This is a genomic window from bacterium, from assembly GCA_020444325.1.
Classification (GTDB): domain Bacteria; phylum Bacteroidota; class Ignavibacteria; order SZUA-365; family SZUA-365; genus BM516.
Genome location: JAHLLD010000017.1, coordinates 71,599 through 88,688 on the forward strand (window position 1 = coordinate 71,599; position 17,090 = coordinate 88,688).

Here is a 17,090-nt window from a genome sequence, read left to right on the forward strand (position 1 = left end):
TAGAAGGCAGATGCTCTATCCACCTGAGCTACGGGAGCGTAATAATTCATCAATAAATATCTGCAGATTTGGTGTGGATTACAAGGATAACCCAATCCTACGGGCATTGGTGTCCTGAATGAAATGCGGTTCAGATCCTACTGATCAATTCCGTCTCCACAAGGCGATGCGCTTCAACAGAATCATAATGAATACCTGGCCGTAACAGCGGTGGCAAATCACTTTGGAATCCTGCGTGTGTCATTTTCTGCGCCAGGTTCCGTGAAAACTCCCTCTGCGAGACAACCTGTCCTTCCATACTCATGTATGATTGAAAAATGTCGGCGATACGCGCAGGATCCGCAAGACCTTGCCTCAGTCCATGCCAAAGGTCAAACAGGTCACGGCCCTTTCGACGCTGAAACAACGCGCGTAATTTCGTCCCGAGCAATTCTTCGATCGTGAATGTCGGTATCGTGTTCCGCCCTTCGTACCAGCGCGAGGTCACGCTATGAGATTGTTCCATCCACCCTTCCACCGCAGTGTGTTCACGCGTGTTGATCTCGATTTTTATCCTTATCGGCACTATGGGTGCTATTTCCGAATCCACCCTATAGATCAACTTGACATCGTTCTCCTTCTGTATTCTCCGTGGTGTACCCAACCACGGATCGAGCGTCTCGTGGATGCCGTCCATTACTTGACCGATCGGGACCGCTTGCGTTTGCACCAGATCGATATCCTCCGAATATCGCGAAGCAGGCGTCAGATACAGCTTGTGCAGCGCTGTACCTCCGCGCATGGCCAGCTGATCCCGCAACGATGGAAGAGCGAACATATCCAGCATCGCACGCGCTATGATCAAATCCTGCTCGACCTGGGCATTGGAAACCCAAGGATGGTCAGCGCGCCATGCAATGATATCGGCAGTCGGAATCATACGTCGCTCTGCGGATCAGCGTTCACGATAACCTGCCAGCGAGGATCCTTCTTACTTCCAATCAACGGAGCTCGCACGTCCAACCGCGTCTTGGAGGGATGTTTTTCTGAAAGCCACTCTGCAAGATCGACCGTAACAGGGCGACGCTTCGTCTGCTCCAGCAACCAGCCCGCGCGCTGAACGATGCTGAGATCGGGTTCGCGATCTGCGGCATGTACCAGATCCTCTGGAATAATCTCATCAACAAGTTCATCCAGAACAGTCAGTACCGTGTCGAGCCCACCGATGTCATGCGCAAAGCGAACAAGATCCAATGCGGTCGCAGCTGCAGTTGAAACGGGGAAACTTCCAGTATAACCTTTGATGGAAGTTGTCGGCGTGTCTGTCGCACTCCGTTTCAGGAAAAAACGAACATTCATATTCACCAGTCGTATTGCACGCAGCGGGCGTGTCGTTATGATGTGGTACTCCTGCGCTTGCTGATGGCTCGCACCAAATAGTGCTGCCGCCGAAAGGATCCCCACGTAGTACTGGCACCCAAGATACTTCATCAGGTCATCCACGAACCAATCAGGCGGTACCATACCTCCTGTCCGATACTCGATTGGGACAATCACATAAAATCCACGACGGATTTTCTGGATCCTGCCTGCGTGCTGAAGCCGTTGCAGCCCTTTCGTAAGCGCTGCACGGTTCGTCTCGATCGATCGTTCTGCTTCTTCACGGGTAAACGAATATCTCGCCCGCTGCTGCAGCTGATCCACAAATTCCGTGATCGTTTTGTGTGCCATATCTGGTTTGCAATATAACACAAGTGGACGCAATGTGTCCACTTCTGATTGATTTAACACCCAATTATCGTATCTACGTCGAATCTTGCGATGTTCCGGTCAATCGTATGCGAAAAGCTGCGCTTCCATCTTTCCGATCCGTCGGCTTATGCGTGCATCTTATTTCTTTGTTATTTCCTGTGCGGCGAGTTGAAGGGTTAGCAGGCATAAGCCGATGGCACGGAAAAAACTGAAACTACAACCGCAGCAGATGCTTTACATATATACGATCACCGATGGAGATGACAGCCGTGTAGCTCCCCGGCAGCACAGAGGAAATATCCAGGCTCTCGGAAATGCTTCCGTCAGCGCGGACTGTGACCGCCTTCTCCGTGACAAACGTGCCGTCTGAGGCATACAGTCTAAGTCTGCCTCGTGTTGCGCTGCGGGAGGTTCTGCAGCTGACCGGTGAGCTGAACGTGTTGCGCTGCGGGCTGCGGAAAGAGATTCACGTTATCACGCCTGCGAAGCAGAGGATTGCAGATGCCATCCACGTACACCCTCGAGGAAAGAGAATCGGCATCCTCGCAGCACCGGGCGTACGCGGTGAGTTTCGGCACGCTCACGTGGTCGCGAAGCACGTCCCTGGTGATCGGTGTACGGAAGCGCAGCACCATGCAGGGGGTCCCGCTCGGATTCACCGGCACGCCCTCCACCAGCAGCTTCCCCTGCTCCGGCAGTTCGACGCGGAAATCCCACCCGGCATCGCTCGAGATGACGTCGCTGAACACGAGTACGCTGCTGTCATAGCGCACTTCGCCGCGCAGCTGTGACGGCTGACCGCCGAAGAATTCCCAGCACACGTTCACGTCCAATTCCTCTCCGCTCGGCGCTATTGCAACCGAATCGATGTGCGCGATGAGCGTCTCCTCGCATTGACAGATTTCCATCACGAATCCTTCCTGTGTCACGGTGTTCGGACACCCGCTCGTGAGGGTTAAGCTGTCGATCTCGATATGCACCGCACGACTGCTTGCTGCTGCCAGGGCGCGCATGGAGATGCCGACCAGGTGTCCGGTCTCAAGCCCGGGGTATACGTATTCGGCACGGAAGCGGTATGTGCCCGGCCGCAGCTCGACGAGCTGGACGGCAGTGTTCTGTGTGATGGTTCCCAGCGTGACCGGCGTCAGCGCTGTGTGTTCGAGCAGCTCCGGATCGGCACGCAAGAGGAATTCGAATGAAAGCGGGAGTTCTCGCGGGACGCGGGGATAGAGATCCACGTAAACAATACCGCGCTGGCCTGGAGTGAGACGCGCAGGACCGGACACGCGCAGGTGCAGCTGATCCGGACGCCAGGGCGATGTGAACAACGTATCCGCCTCAGCCACTTCCCCTCGATACTGGGCAGTGACATGCAGGGCACGAAGACTATCCGTGCAGTTCGTTTCCCAGGTGATCACGCAGTTCTGTGTGAGTATCTCCTCGCCTATCTCGCGCAGCAGTGCTGCGAGCTGCGCCGGAGCGTAGACGCGCTGATAATAGCCGCCTGATCGCCGCGCCACGTCCTCCATGACTCCCTGGCTCATCATGTTGCTGCCGTACCCGATCATGAACAGTGTGATGTTCTGCACCAGGATCGCATCCGCCACATCTTCAGGCCGTTCCGACGAACCATTGTCCACTCCATCGGTAAACACCAGCAGAAATTTTCTCGCAGCGGGATGTGCGGCGAGATCCTGCAGGGCGATGCTCATGGTGTGATAGATGGGAGTATTGGCTCCTATCGCGAGATTCCCGATCGCTGTTTCCAGTGATGGGATATCCCCGGTGAAGTCAATCACGCGCTCCCCGCCATTCGAAAAATGATAGATGGCGGCTTCGTCGCCGATGCCGAGCATGCGCACGACGGAGAGGGCACCAGTTTTCAGGCTATCGAAATCCACTCCCGTCATCGAACCGGAATTATCCAGCACCAGCGCCACCGCTGTTCCTGTCGCCGTGTCGGGACACCAGATATCGGCGGGGATGGACTGCCCGTTCTCAATCACGGAAAGCGTGAGTCCCTGCGTCGACAGCAGCTGCGCACCGTTCCACCGCACCGCTGTTTCCATCTTCAAACGTGGGAGCCGTGAGGCATCGATGGATTCTATCGATACGCTCAGGGGCTGGGAGGCAGCGGGGATGGTTGCCAGGAGAAGCACCAGGGACGCTATTGCAGCTTTGAGTCTCACTTCACCATTACCTTCGTGTTTGCAGCGCCGCTTCCCGTCACCAACCGCAGCACGTACACACCGCGTTCGAGTCCAGCGGTGGACCACTGCACGGTTCGCCGGGTGGCAGCGACCTCAGCATCCCACACTACCGCCCTCCTGCGGCCCAAAAGATCGTACAGCTCGATACGCACGAATCCCGGACGTGTGAGTTCGACCTCCGTACTCATCATTCCACCCTGCGACACCGGCTGCGGCCACGTTGAGATGATGCGCGGGGATTGTGGCAAAGACGGTGTGACCTTCGTCCAGTTGATGCCGCCGTTGGTGGTTTTTATGATCGATCCCCCAAGTGCGGCATAGGATATGTTGTAACTACGAGAGTAGATGCCCCCAACAGTTCTTCCATAAAGTTCTCCCTCTACAGTAGTATTCCTCCATTCATCGGTTGTGGATAGAAATGCCTGCGAGGAGATAGTGCTCATGCCATAGCTATTGCCGCCCGCATCTATATTCCCGATATACACTTGTTGCTGAATGACATCAATGGAATCCCATGATATCCCGGCATTTGTGCTTTTCAAAAGGTTCCAACGCCACGTTCCCTTCTCCCTGAAATGCAGATACGCTGTCTTATTCGCCGAGATCAGGATCCTGGGATTGTACAGATCCCCGCCATTCTCGAAATACCGCCATGTAGTACCTGCATCCGAACTCACCGCGACCTTGTTCCCGGAAAGCATGTAGCAATGCGGGTAATCGGAAATATCCAGAGCACCATGAGCTGTGTTTCCCATATCAACCTCGAGATGAGCCCAGGTCTCTCCCCCATCGTGTGTGGCGAAAAGACCATCGCTGCAGGGAAACCAGAGAGTGTCCTCACCGACGGAAAATGTCCCCTGCCATAGGTTGATCAGCGGATAATTGATTGTCCGGGCGAACACGGGTTTCCATAAGACTCCGGCATCGCTTGTTCGCAATAATACTGTGCTGTCATTTTGATCGGGTTTCCTTACAGCATACCACACGGAAGGCGTAGCAATATGAATGTACAGCCAGTCCTTTCCCGCTTGATCGATGTCGTAAGCAGTTTTCCATGATTCGCCACCGTTGTCCGTGACCAGATACAGACCGTTATTCATCACACGATCCGTAGGGAACAGGTGAACGTATGCAGTCTGGTCTGATAACAGTTGGAGATCTTTCGGAAAGTACAAGGACTGGAATTTCTCATCGATCCATGTCAGACCTCCGTCCCTCGAGTAAAAGGACCCACCATATCGATTAACACAGATAATTCTATCCGGTTCCGGACTGCACAACTCTATTCTCTGCGGCAATTCCGTGTAGCTTTTGTCCCGTACCCGAAGGCTGCTGCGTCCATACTCTTCCACTCTATAAACAGCCCCATCCTCGCAGCTATAATAGCCAACCCCAGTGTGGTCCATGGTCAAACAATCAATGATCGGAAGCGTCGTGTTGTCGGATTGTACTGACCAGTGCAAGCCGCCATCGGTCGACAGAAGCGTTGCATTCGATTCATCAATCAGGAAGACCGTGTCTTTTGAGAGCCATGTGAGCGGTGGCACTCTGGACAAGTAACCGGTTGATGGAAGCGCTGTGTGAATCCCGGGGTTATTCCATGTAGCGCCCGCATCGTGTGTCACGTAGACTGCAGCCGTCCGACCATCACCGGGAATCGCGGAGACCAATATCCCTCGATCCCTGTCGATAAAGTATGGGAAATGTCGATCTCCCAGACTATCAGGGATGGGAATCGGTTGCCATGACACTCCCTCATCGGAGGAGCGCAGCAGTACCTGCTGCTCTCCAACCTGTGAGATGAACAACGCATCGCCTGTTGCATCGACATTCATTTTTCTGTCGAGGTCCTTCGGTTTAACGAACCATGGTACCTGCAGAAGTGTCGGCTCCAGACGGTCTTTACGAAAAAGCATGACAGAAGTGTGGGTCGAATCCTCCCAATCTTCCGGCGCGAAACGCATAGGATCCAACAAGCACAATGCGTAGTTCCCCGATGCCGCCACCTGGAGAATATTGAACTGCGGCCCCGATGGCGTTAACGAAGTCCAACTGTCGCCATTATCCGACGACGTTTCGATCACATGATGCAGACCGACACGATAGATTCTGTCACCGAGCTGGAATACTCCGGTATACGGGATCGGATCATAGTCAGGATGCACGGTCATGTATGGCTGGGAAGTCAGTTCGTTTGGAACGAATAAAGCAGAAACAATGATTATCACATAGACTATATACATGCTGCCGACCTCGAATTGCACTACACCTCGTAATAGGAACTGGTCTACGGAAAATATGTTCGGGAGAAGTGGCTACCTCCTCCCGAACATCCAAAACTAACGGCCACAACATGTTCCGCATTCGATCGATCCAGTCTCGCCTGGACATACATCGAGGGTGAATGTAAAATCGCCACCCTGGTCAAAATATATACAGAGACTGTATCCCGTCTTTGGTGTACCGTTATCACACCACCACAAATGAATCTCATTATTCTTTCCTGGCCCATCGATCGTCAGAGAACAGTCACATCCTGAACATTCCGGACACGTGGTTGGAATAATTTCTATACAGGTTCCCGCAGTAACATAACGATAAGCCGTTGGGCTCCCAGTCATGTCTATCGGAACGGTGCAGATGTCATCGGTTAATAGTGCGGATTCCTCACCAGTTGAACCTTGAAGCTCAACAGTAGGTATCAGGTCTCCGACGTCTGCCATAGGCTGTGCTGACAAACTGTCAACCAGCAGGACCGTGAGAATGAACGTAAATGCGAGCTGTGATGTCCTCATGATAGCACCTCTGCTGAGAAGTTCGTGAATGATTGAATCTGATTCAACGGATTTTCTCGATTTTGTCTGAGCATTGCTCAGCACCCACCTTCATGGCGTCATCGTCGCGAAGATACCTTCAAATTGAACGTCAGACGGAGTCCCCAACAAAGTCCTGAGGGCGTGTAGGACGTTGATATGACCGTCCAGTCTATGAATCGTCGATACACATTCCTATCAACCTTGTGTCACGTCGACGACGATACGTACGTTGAGAAAGGTCTACTCATCCCTATCCATAGGCACCTCCACCACACATTCGACAACTGTATTCAGCGGACTCTCGGAGCCTGCCTCATCATCACAGAACAGAGTCTGAAAACAAGTGCGAAGTTCAGCTTTGGTAATGCAAAAACCGGGCCATTATAGGCATAAAGGGGGGGGGTACTCCTTAATTGTGGAGTTAATTGTGGACTGCAGCAACATAGGTAAAGTATCGCTTCAACCAAGAAGCTCCCAGAAATCGTGAATAATTTTCACGTGCCGTGCGGCATGCTCACACCCCCAGGATTCCGCGCTCGGGTTATGCGCAACCGTTTCAGAGCCATCGCACGTCCGGCTCCTCAATGGTCTGGCTTGGACGACAGCATTTTCTCTACGACACCCACGGAGAGAGGGAGAATGCGCAGGACCATTCGATCCGTACGCAGTATCCGCTTCTGTTCAGTATTTCCGGAACAAATCTCCCAGAATTTGTTCAGAAATCAGGCTCGAATTGAGTGCTCAACTGTTCAGAATCGCCGTAAATCCCTGCAGGCAGATCGATTAGTTTAACTGTTCGTTCCACTTAGAAGGCAGATGCTCTATCCACCTGAGCTACGGGAGCGTAATAATATCAATGACTTAGCGAAGCCGCAAGAACTGTTCAGAAAAATATTCTGAACACTTCGCTCGTGTTTGAACTGTTCAGACTTCTGTGGAAAATACGGGATTTTCGGGTGGAGACAAAGGAGAGAACCCATTCGTCTCCACGCAATATCAGCCTCCCTTCTATCAGCATCTCTTTCCCTCGATCACGATGCGATTCGACTCATCTCCCTCCAGTCACCGAAATCATCCGTGTCGCCTGCGCACCGTCCTCGGCAATGGCTCGGAGCAGGTACACACCGGTTGGCAGTTGCAGCGCACCGAGGTCAATCACCACAGGTGATGCAGTTTCTGCATATCGCGTCAGTCGCTGCCGTCCCAGCAGGTCGTGCAGGGTCAGGCGGCAGCTTCCGCCCGCTTCGCCGCCTATGCGGACGTACAACCGCGCACCCGCTGCAACCGGCTGTGGCCAGGCATCGAGGGTGAGCACTCCCGGTGTGGCTGGCGACTCGATACCCGTACTCTTGCGGATGACATACGTGATAGTGACGTGACGATCCGTCGGCGTTGCGGCGAACAGCAGATCCGCGTTATGTGCTCCTACTTCGAGCATCGTGCTGTTCGGCTGCACGGAGATCTGTGTGGACTGGCTGCCGCTTGTCGGTTGCGCATCCAGCCACCACTCTGATGGCTGTGCCGTCCATGGCATGGCGAGTCCTCCACCCGTCCACAGCTGAACCTGCTGTTCCACCGGCAGTGCACCGCCCCGTTCGGCTTCGAAGTACAGATGCAGCGGTGTGAGCACGAGCCCCGGTGGATTGTCGGGGATGATGTAGACGATATGCGTGCACCCGCTCTCCGTTCCCTGTTCATTGCTTTTCCAGATCCATGTAGCAAGTCTCGGATCAATATCCGCAATGTTCTTTGCCGGTGTAATCTTCCACCAGCGCGAGCAGCTTGCTCCGGGGAGCAGTGTCCCGTCCGGTACGGGACCTCCCGGCTGATTGGCGTATTCCGGTGAGGTAAAGCTTTGCGTGCCGTCTGAGCCAGCGAGGGAGAACTCCGGTGGCAGAATGATCGATGCCTCACATCCCGTGAGCGTAACCGTGCCGGTATTGGTCACGGTGTAGGATACATGCAGTGGATCGGGAATGAAGCGTTCTTCGTACCAGTCGGCAAACAGCGAATCGTGTCCGCCTGTCTCACACGTGATGCCGGGCTCCTCCGGCCAGGCTTCGATGTGAATGATCACGCTGCACTGTTTCCACGCGGCCTGCTCATCGGAGCGGTAGCGCACGATGATTTCCTGATCTTCGGCCGTGGATGCAGGCTGCGGGATGAGAAGCCAGGTGAGATTCGCGGTGGAGTGACTCTCCATGACGGCAATGGTTTTGCTCGCGGTCTCTGACGGATCGAGCGTCAAACGCGGCGACTGCGTGAGATTTATGATTGCTTCGATGTTGGTGTGGATTTCGTCGAGGACGTTGCGAAGGTCCAGTCGCAGATTCAGCGGAGATGGCTGGTAACCCGGCGGAGTTCGCACGAAGCGCACGGTATCCTCTGCCGTCAGCGTGCATCGCAGTCCGTCAATCGCCGGGATGTTGAGCATGTGCATGCAGGTCGAGAGAACACTGTCCTGCAGGTCGCGCGCCTCCACCGTCAGCACCGCCGATCGTGCGGATTGCAGTGCCTTTGCCTGCACACGCCACGTTCTGTTTGCCTCCGTGCCCGGAGCAAGCGTTCCCCCTGCCACGCTGAGCGGGTCGTGGGCGAGTAGTCCTTCAGGCGGCGCGAGGGACAGCACATAGCGTCCCACCTCCAGCGTTTCATTGCCGGTATTGCGCAGACGATAATCCAGCGTGAACGGGGATGGAAGCAGCAGACTGTCATCCACGTTGAGCACTGCCGGGGCAGTGATCGAACAGACCGACGATTGGATGACGGGAATAAGCTGTATGCGTATCTCACAGCTCCTCCGTGTGGAATCCTCCTGATACCAGTACCAGACAGTGATCGTCTCCGTGCTGCTATCCTGCGGCGCGGGATCCACTGCGAGCTGCCACAATGACGTACGTATGGCCGAGGCCGCGGTCGGTCCCAGGTAATGACGTGCCGTCTCCCCTGAGGACAATCTCAGATGCGGCGCCTGTGAGAGATCGACCTCGGCTTCAACGCGCCGCACGAGCGTATCGACGACGTTCTCGAGTTGCAGCTCCATGGCAAAATCTTCGAATCCCATGTCTGAGACCGGATACAGCGCATCCGGTGCGCTCAGGCTGCAGCGCAGCGCAGGAATGCCCGGCACATGCACCGTCGCGAGACAGGCAACGGGAAGCTGGCCGATCTCATCGCGCACGACGACCTCGAAGGTGACTTCACGATCGAAACCGCGCCGGTCGACATGCGCGATCCACTGACTCTGCACCTCCGCATTCGGCTGCAGTCGATCGAGGTAGTGAATATGATCTCCCTCGGGAAGCAGTGACACTCCTGCCGTGCCCGGCTCGCCATCCACGCGCACCTGCAACGCAACCTCGCCTGGGAGAACAGCTTCCTCACCGAGATTGCGCAATGTGAGCGTGACGGGAATCGTATCGCTCACATAGCGTTCGCCGGTCGCATCGATCATGAGTAACATCGGCGCATCGAGATCGCAGGAGAGTTCCATGCGCTTGCTGTCCCTGCGCGCGTAGACGATCTCCGCCCTGCAGCCGCCGTGGGACTGCAGGCAATTGTCCAAATGATCCGCCCAGCGGTAATGGGTGACAACCGTGATGGGCAGCAGCGTATCAGCAATAAGGTCCGGTCGCACCTGCAGAACCCACTGCGCATACGCAGTATCACCCGGAGCGAGCATGGGTGCCGCATAGAGCAGCAGCGGCATCGTATCCGGAACAAGGACAAACCCCGGCGGAAGCCGCAGCTCCGCCTGCAGATCGAACACCGCGCGTGTCGGATCCGGGTTTGTGATCGTCACGTCGAGTGGTATGAACGAGTCACTCAGATACCCGCGCGTACTGTCGCGCCGGATCGTATCCGGCACCGTAAACGCACAACTGATCGCATCCTCCCCGCAGAGTGGCAGGTACTGCCGGGTGAGTATGGCGTCGTAAGGACTGGGGCCAGGAGAGGCGAGTGCGGGTTGAAGCGCGTTGTAGGTGCGCATGAACGCCCAGTCGTCGCGATAATCCCATTCTGAAGATGTTGTCGCGAACTGATGATGAAATGCTGGGGGAGCGCCGACAAGATGACCGGAAGGATCGTAGCGCTGGGACAGCACCACGAACTCCGGGTACCAGGATGAAAACAGCATGTTTCCATCGCGGTCGAACGATGCCAGGATATTGACATCGCATCTGTTGACCCCTTGCACACGTCTGTCCCAGGGCATGCCGCCCACCTCCTGAAAATCCACTGTCCTGCTCAGCCCGGTCACGAGACAATTCCCGCATGGGAGGATCTCCAGATTCAGCGCCCACTCATCACCCCCGCACGCACTCTCGGTCAGGCCGCCGAACGTCTTGACCATTGTCGGCTGCCCGTCGCGATCGAACCGGGCGAGCAGCATGTCCATCGCCCCCCGTGTGTTTCTCGGCGCGTTTCCCGGCACCTCGCGCATCGAGCTCGACAGTGTGGTTCCGGTTACCCATATCCCATCATCCGCGTCGACCGCCAGGCAGTGATTCGTTGATGCACCGAAAGCCCCGTCCAGAATTCGCCAGCTCCGATGCAGGGTCGGCCCTCCCCCCCACCGGCAGTACCATTTCCCCGCGCCGGCCAGATACTCATCGCTCTCCCCGCCGAGAAACGTCGCCCAGAGCACCGAGTCCATCCCCGGGGTCAACCGGGCGATATACAGGTCGATCATTCCTGCGTGCTGCGGCTGCCAGGCGTTTCGCGTCACCGGTGCCCGGTTTGTGACCCCGGCGATCACTACACTGCCGTCACTGAGTTCGTCCATCGAAACAACGTGGAGACTGTCGCCCAGAAAGTCGAGGTTCACGCCGATCAGCACCGAATCGCAGCGCGCATTGAGTTTCACCAGCATCCCGCCGCTCTCATCCAACGGCTGTTTGGTATAATGCAGGAACGGTTGCGGCACGACTCCATTCTGTTGGAAACCGCTGAGCAGAACTCCGCCGTCGCGCGCGCGGAGCACCCGCGTCGACAGGATTCCTGAGATGTAGGTACTGATAGTGAGATGCCCGTCTCGCGTTAGCTTGCCGAGCCATGTAGATTTCTCTCCGCTGCCCGGTCGCCCGTCGATAAGCGGTGGACGAAGTGGGAGGGCACATGTGGGATGTTCGCTCAGAGACTTGTCGTCATCCATCTGCGCCGTCTGGAGAAAATAACCGCTGGTATCGTCCACGAAGATCTGGATTGTATTTCGAATGAGCCCATCAGCCCTTGCATGACCGATCAGATTCGTGCAGAACCGAAGCGAGCGTCCGTCACAGGAGAATTCGGCAAAAAAGTTCTCCTGGATACTGTTGAAAGCACATGTACTGTCCTGCGGTGGTATGAACCCCGGTTTTGCATCGTACGAAACCAATCCGTAGCCATAAAGCAACACGGAACCACCGGGCATAACGTCGCATGCGAGCGATGTCTGACCGTGCGGGTCTCCAAAGAACGTGTTGAATTCCGTTTCCAGGACTATCGCGTCATGCAGGATTCCGGGCAGGAATGAAAACGAGACGACGTTCCCCTGCTGAAGCACCACCGGATCCGTCCCGGATCGCGGTGAATCCCCCAGCACGCGAGTACGGCGATAGTCTTCCGCAGTGCCTGGTGTCACCTCGAATTTGACATCGGCCGGATCCGCACCGGGCCGCAATATGGTGCGCTGGATCAGTTTGTCTCCTTCCGAGACATAGACGACATCACACCCGGGCCAGACGTTTTCATACACAACCTGCTTGAATGTTGCAACGTTCTCCGTTGCCCCTTCACGCGACAGCCCATAGTAGAAATGCATCAGTGATTCGGTACGTTCACCCCCAACCACCTCCATCGAAGGTCCCGACTGCACAAATCGCATGTATTCGCGATTGCGTGCGATGCCGACAGTTTCTTGCTCAGGCATCCGACGGGGACGACTATCCGGAAAGCTGATATCGATGCCATCGCCGCGCAGCGATACGCGGCTCGCCTGGTGCAATACCGCATAGCGAACCGAGGAATCCCATTGTCCGTCGTTGCGCGTGAACAGGACGGGGAAAGTTACTGGAATCCGCTCCGCATTCTGAGACTGGGCCGGGGAAGTAATTGGGACAGAAATAAATACTATAAAAAAAATGCACGCAAGAATCGGGAGACTCCCGAGCGAGAGAATGATGCGAAGGTTCATGGCGACCTCTTCTTCCCAGATTTCGTAAGCGTGATACGTCTGATCAGGCTGTGCTGCCGCAATATCATCGCCAGGTATCGTAGAAAAACGTCAGTACACGCCAATCAGGAACCTGGCTCATCCATAACGAAATACACCGGCGTTATTTCATGAATAGAAGGTACAGAGGTATATTTTGTTTGTCAAGATGCGCGCATCGAAGACCTCACCAGCCCATCTTGACTAACCATCTCCCTTTCGTCAGGTGCGCCGAAAAGCAGGCTGCTTTCCGATCTCCATCTCTGCCAAGCTGCATTGGCTCTTCCAGCAAGAGCAAGCGCTTGACCTCCCTATTGCCACAAAATTCCATGATCTGTGCAGAATTTCCGGAACAAATCTCCCAGAATTTGTTCAGAAATCAGGCTCGAATTGAGTGCTCAACTGTTCAGAATCGCCGTAAATCCCTGCAGGCAGATCGATTAGTTTAACTGTTCGTTCCACTTAGAAGGCAGATGCTCTATCCACCTGAGCTACGGGAGCGTAATAAAATCAATGACTTAGCGAAGCCGCAGCCACTGTTCAGAAAAATATTCTGAACACTTCGCTCGTGTTTGAACTGTTCAGACTTCCGTGGAAAATACGGGATTTTCGGGTGTGCGGCAAAACAGAGGGAATCGAAATTCATCAACGATATCGATTGTGCTATCAGATATCAGTCTGTGCATCCCTGATCGCTTCGAGGGCTTCGACGTCGGCCAGATCCCTTGTCCTTCCTGTGGACCGTTTATTCGTAATCAAGTCTTCAACAGGAGGAACGTGCACGTCGATCCCATCGACATTCACGACAGTCGAGCGAGCGTACACTTCGTTGAATTCAAGGCCGGTTACCGATGTTAGAATGTCAATGCGCCGGGGGGCAATACCGATCTGGAAGACGGTCCCTTCTTCTTCGAAATCGCGGTGTGTGACCTCGTGCAGCGGTGCTCCAAAACGTTGAAGCGCAGTGAGCACCGCCTCTGCGTTCTGCGGGGATGGCATGACCCAGAGGTCAATATCCATCGTTGCACGCAGGTAACCGTGTACTGCAAGAGCATAGGCGCCGACGAGAAGGAATTCAACCTTCTCTTCGGACAAGATGCGTAACATGTCTCTGTAGTCTTCGTTCAGCATCGAAGTCCTTGTTCAGAGATGCGAGTTCCAGCGTGAGCAGCCAGACCTGGTTGATACGCTCTTCCGCTGTGCCGCGTACGCGATCCTCGGGAGGGCTGTCTGACAGGCGTGACAATCTGGTACGTTTCCGATCCATGAACATAATGTACATCTCCGTTGACACAACGGCAATAACGATGGGCATCACCCTCGACTGCATCGTCTACCAGGACGTCCACGACCGCAACTGCCGGATCCGTGATCAGAGCGATTCACAGACGCAGCAGATGCTTTACAAAAATACGATCACCGATGGAGATGACAGCCGTGTAGCTCCCCGGCAGCACAGTGGAAACATCAAGGCTCTCGGAGATGCTTCCGTCAGCGCGTACCGTGACCGCCTTCTCCGTGACAAGCGTGCCGTCGGAGGCATACAGTCTGAGTCTGCCTCGTGCTGCGCTGCGGATGCTCTGCAGCTGTCCGGTGAGCTGCACCTGTTGCGATGCGGGCTGCGGAAAGAGACTCACGATATCACGTCTGCGAAGCAGAGGATTGCAGATGCCGTCCACGTACACTCGCGAGAAAAGGGAATCGGCATCCTCGCAGCAGCGGGCGTACGCGGTGAGTTTCGGCACGGTCACGTGGTCGCGAAGCACATCCCTGGTGATCGGCGTACGGAAGCGCAGCACCATGCAGGGGGTCCCACTCGGATTCACTGGCACGCCCTCCACCAGCAGTATCCCCTGCTCCGACAGTTCGGTGCGGAAATCCCACCCGGCATCGCTCGAAACGACGTCACTGAATACGAGTACACTGCTGTCATAACGCACTTCGCCGCGCAGCTGCGACGGCTGTCCGCCGAAGAATTCCCAGCACACGTTCACGTCCAACTCCTCTCCGCTCGGCGCGATTACAACCGTGTCGATATGCGCGATGAGCGTCTCCTCGCACTGACAGATTTCCATCACGAATCCGTCCTGCGTCACCGTGTTGGGGCACCCGCTCGTGAGCGTTAAACTGTCGATCTGGATATGCACCACACGACTGCTTGCCGCTGCAAGGGCACGCATGGAGATGCCGACGAGGTGTCCGGTCTCAAGTCCGGGATAGACGTATTCGGCACGGAAGCGGTATGTGCCCGGCCGCAGCTCGATGAGTTGGACAGCGGTGTTCTGCGTGATGGTTCCAAGCGTAACCGGCGTAAGCGCCGTGTGTTCGAGCAGCTCCGGATCGGTACGCAGGAGGAACTCGAATGAGAGCGGGAGTTCTCGCGGGACGCGGGGTTCGAGATCCACGTAAACAATACCGCGCTGGCCGGGAGTGAGACGCGCAGGACCGGACACGCGCAGGTGCAGCTGATCCGGACGCCAGGGCGATGTGAACAACGTATCCGCCTCAGCCACTTCCCCTCGATACTGGGCAGTGACATGCAGGGCACGAAGACTATCCGTGCAGTTCGTTTCCCAGGTGATCACGCAGTTCTGTGTGAGTATCTCCTCGCCTATCTCGCGCAGCAGTGCTGCGAGCTGCGCCGGAGCGTAGACGCGCTGATAATAGCCGCCTGATCGCCGCGCCACGTCCTCCATGACTCCCTGGCTCATCATGTTGCTGCCGTACCCGATCATGAACAGTGTGATGTTCTGCACCAGGATCGCATCCGCCACATCTTCAGGCCGTTCCGACGAACCATTGTCCACTCCATCGGTAAACACCAGCAGAAATTTTCTCGCAGCGGGATGTGCGGCGAGATCCTGCAGGGCGATGCTCATGGTGTGATAGATGGGCGTATTGGCTCCAAGCGAGAGATTACCGATCGCTGTTTCCAGTGATGGGATATCCCCGGTGAAATCAATCACGCGCTCCCCGCCATTCGAAAAGTGATAGATGGCGGCTTCGTCTCCGAGACCGAGCATGCGCACAACGGAGAGGGCACCCGTTTTCAGGCTGTCGAAATCCACTCCCGTCATCGAACCGGAGTTATCCAGCACCAGCGCCACCGCCGTGCCTGTCGCCGTGTCGGGACACCAGATATCAGCGGGGATGGACTGTCCGTTCTCGATCACGGAGAGCGAGAGTCCCTGCGTCGACAGTAGCTGCGCACCGTTCCACCGCACCGCCGCCTCCATTTTCATGCGTGGGAGCCGTGAGGCATCGATGGATTCTATCGATACGCTCAGGGGCTGGGCGACAGCAGGGATGGCTACCAGTAGAAGCATCACGGACGCTATTGCCGTTTGGAGTCTCATTTCACCATTACCTTCGTGTTTGCAACGCCGCTTCCCGTCACCAAGCGCAGCATGTACACCCCGCGCTCGAGTCCGATGGTGGACCATTGCACGGTTCGCCGGGTGACAGTGACCTCAGCATCCAACACCACCGCCCTCCTACGGCCAAGGAGATCATAGAGCTCGATGCGGACGGGTCCCGGCCGGGTGCATTCGAGCTCGGTATTCATCATCCCACCCTGCGACACCGGCTGTGGCCAAGTGGAGAGGATGCGTGGGGATTGCGGCAAGGACGGTGTGACGTTCGTCCAGTTGATGCCGCCGTTGGTGGTTTTAAGGATGGAGAATTGAGTTGTTACCCATGCGACGTCATAGTTATCTGAATAGATCCCGTAACCAGCATAACCGTAGAGCTCACCCTCAACTGAGTAGGTTCTCCATTCGTCCGTCGATGATATAAAAAACTTATTCCCCAAGGAGCCCAATCCGAAACTGTTACCTGTTTGATCGATATTACCGATCATCATACCGTACTGGATCACATCTATAGAATCCCAGTGCGCACCGGCATCCGTACTTTTCAGCAATTTCCACCGCTGTGAATCTCTCTCCTGGTAATGCAGAAATACTGCCCCCTCGCCAGTGAGGATAATACCTTGCGCATCCAGTGTCTTAGGTGCCTCGACAACACTGCGCCAGGACATACCCCCATCGTTACTGACTGCTATCTTGCTTTTGGTAATTGCGTAACAATCTGGATACCCTGATATATCAATGGCCCCGCGGCCGATCATTTCCAGACTCA

The 17,090-nt window shown here is 55.5% G+C and carries 9 protein-coding genes; 1 reads left to right on the forward strand and 8 read right to left on the reverse strand.

Annotation, left to right across the window (positions count from 1 at the left end):
* Positions 1 to 130: 130 nt before the first annotated feature.
* Complete coding sequence (locus tag KQI65_17235) at positions 131 to 919, reverse strand: nucleotidyl transferase AbiEii/AbiGii toxin family protein (protein MCB2206491.1); 789 nt, start codon at positions 917 to 919, stop codon at positions 131 to 133.
* The gene (locus KQI65_17240; GenBank protein ID MCB2206492.1) at positions 916 to 1,710 is read right to left on the reverse strand and encodes a type IV toxin-antitoxin system AbiEi family antitoxin; all 795 of its coding nucleotides are present in this window, start codon (positions 1,708 to 1,710) and stop codon (positions 916 to 918) included. The genes KQI65_17235 and KQI65_17240 overlap by 4 nt, the downstream gene beginning before the upstream one ends.
* A gap of 250 nt (positions 1,711 to 1,960) precedes the next feature.
* Here KQI65_17240 and KQI65_17245 point away from each other — a divergent pair, with 250 nt between their 5' ends.
* Entirely contained in the window at positions 1,961 to 2,101 is a 141-nt protein-coding gene (locus KQI65_17245; GenBank protein ID MCB2206493.1) for a hypothetical protein, read from the forward strand.
* Positions 2,102 to 2,111: 10 nt separating this feature from the next.
* Here KQI65_17245 and KQI65_17250 read toward each other — a convergent pair whose 3' ends face one another.
* The 6 genes from KQI65_17250 to KQI65_17275 all read right to left on the reverse strand — a co-directional run.
* Positions 2,112 to 3,920, reverse strand: a complete 1,809-nt coding sequence (locus KQI65_17250; protein ID MCB2206494.1) for a VWA domain-containing protein — start codon at positions 3,918 to 3,920, stop codon at positions 2,112 to 2,114.
* Positions 3,917 to 6,025: a T9SS type A sorting domain-containing protein gene (locus KQI65_17255; GenBank protein ID MCB2206495.1), complete on the reverse strand. Its 2,109-nt coding sequence runs from the start codon at positions 6,023 to 6,025 to the stop codon at positions 3,917 to 3,919. Before KQI65_17255 ends, KQI65_17250 begins: the two co-directional genes overlap by 4 nt.
* Before the next feature lie 1,780 nt (positions 6,026 to 7,805).
* A complete protein-coding gene (locus tag KQI65_17260; GenBank protein ID MCB2206496.1) occupies positions 7,806 to 12,932 on the reverse strand; it encodes a T9SS type A sorting domain-containing protein in 5,127 nt (1,708 codons plus the stop codon).
* Positions 12,933 to 13,616: 684 nt separating this feature from the next.
* Positions 13,617 to 14,081 carry a nucleotidyltransferase gene (locus KQI65_17265; GenBank protein ID MCB2206497.1) on the reverse strand — a complete coding sequence of 155 codons (465 nt, stop codon included), beginning with the start codon at positions 14,079 to 14,081 and terminating at the stop codon, positions 13,617 to 13,619.
* 251 nt (positions 14,082 to 14,332) lie between these two features.
* Positions 14,333 to 16,306 (reverse strand): VWA domain-containing protein, encoded by a 1,974-nt coding sequence (locus KQI65_17270; protein ID MCB2206498.1) that lies wholly within the window; start codon positions 16,304 to 16,306, stop codon positions 14,333 to 14,335.
* Positions 16,303 to 17,090 (reverse strand): T9SS type A sorting domain-containing protein (locus tag KQI65_17275; GenBank protein MCB2206499.1); only part of this gene is annotated, 788 nt, incomplete at its 5' end. The genes KQI65_17275 and KQI65_17270, both read right to left, overlap by 4 nt.

What these genes read in the sequence shown, in the direction of transcription:
- KQI65_17235 (MCB2206491.1), bottom strand. Translation starts at nt 919, where the DNA reads ATGATTCCGACTGCCGATATCATTGCATGGCGCGCTGACCATCCTTGG.
- KQI65_17240 (MCB2206492.1), bottom strand. Translation starts at nt 1,710, where the DNA reads ATGGCACACAAAACGATCACGGAATTTGTGGATCAGCTGCAGCAGCGG.
- KQI65_17245 (MCB2206493.1), top strand. Translation starts at nt 1,961, where the DNA reads ATGCTTTACATATATACGATCACCGATGGAGATGACAGCCGTGTAGCT.
- KQI65_17260 (MCB2206496.1), bottom strand. Translation starts at nt 12,932, where the DNA reads ATGAACCTTCGCATCATTCTCTCGCTCGGGAGTCTCCCGATTCTTGCG.
- KQI65_17265 (MCB2206497.1), bottom strand. Translation starts at nt 14,081, where the DNA reads ATGCTGAACGAAGACTACAGAGACATGTTACGCATCTTGTCCGAAGAG.
- KQI65_17270 (MCB2206498.1), bottom strand. Translation starts at nt 16,306, where the DNA reads ATGAGACTCCAAACGGCAATAGCGTCCGTGATGCTTCTACTGGTAGCC.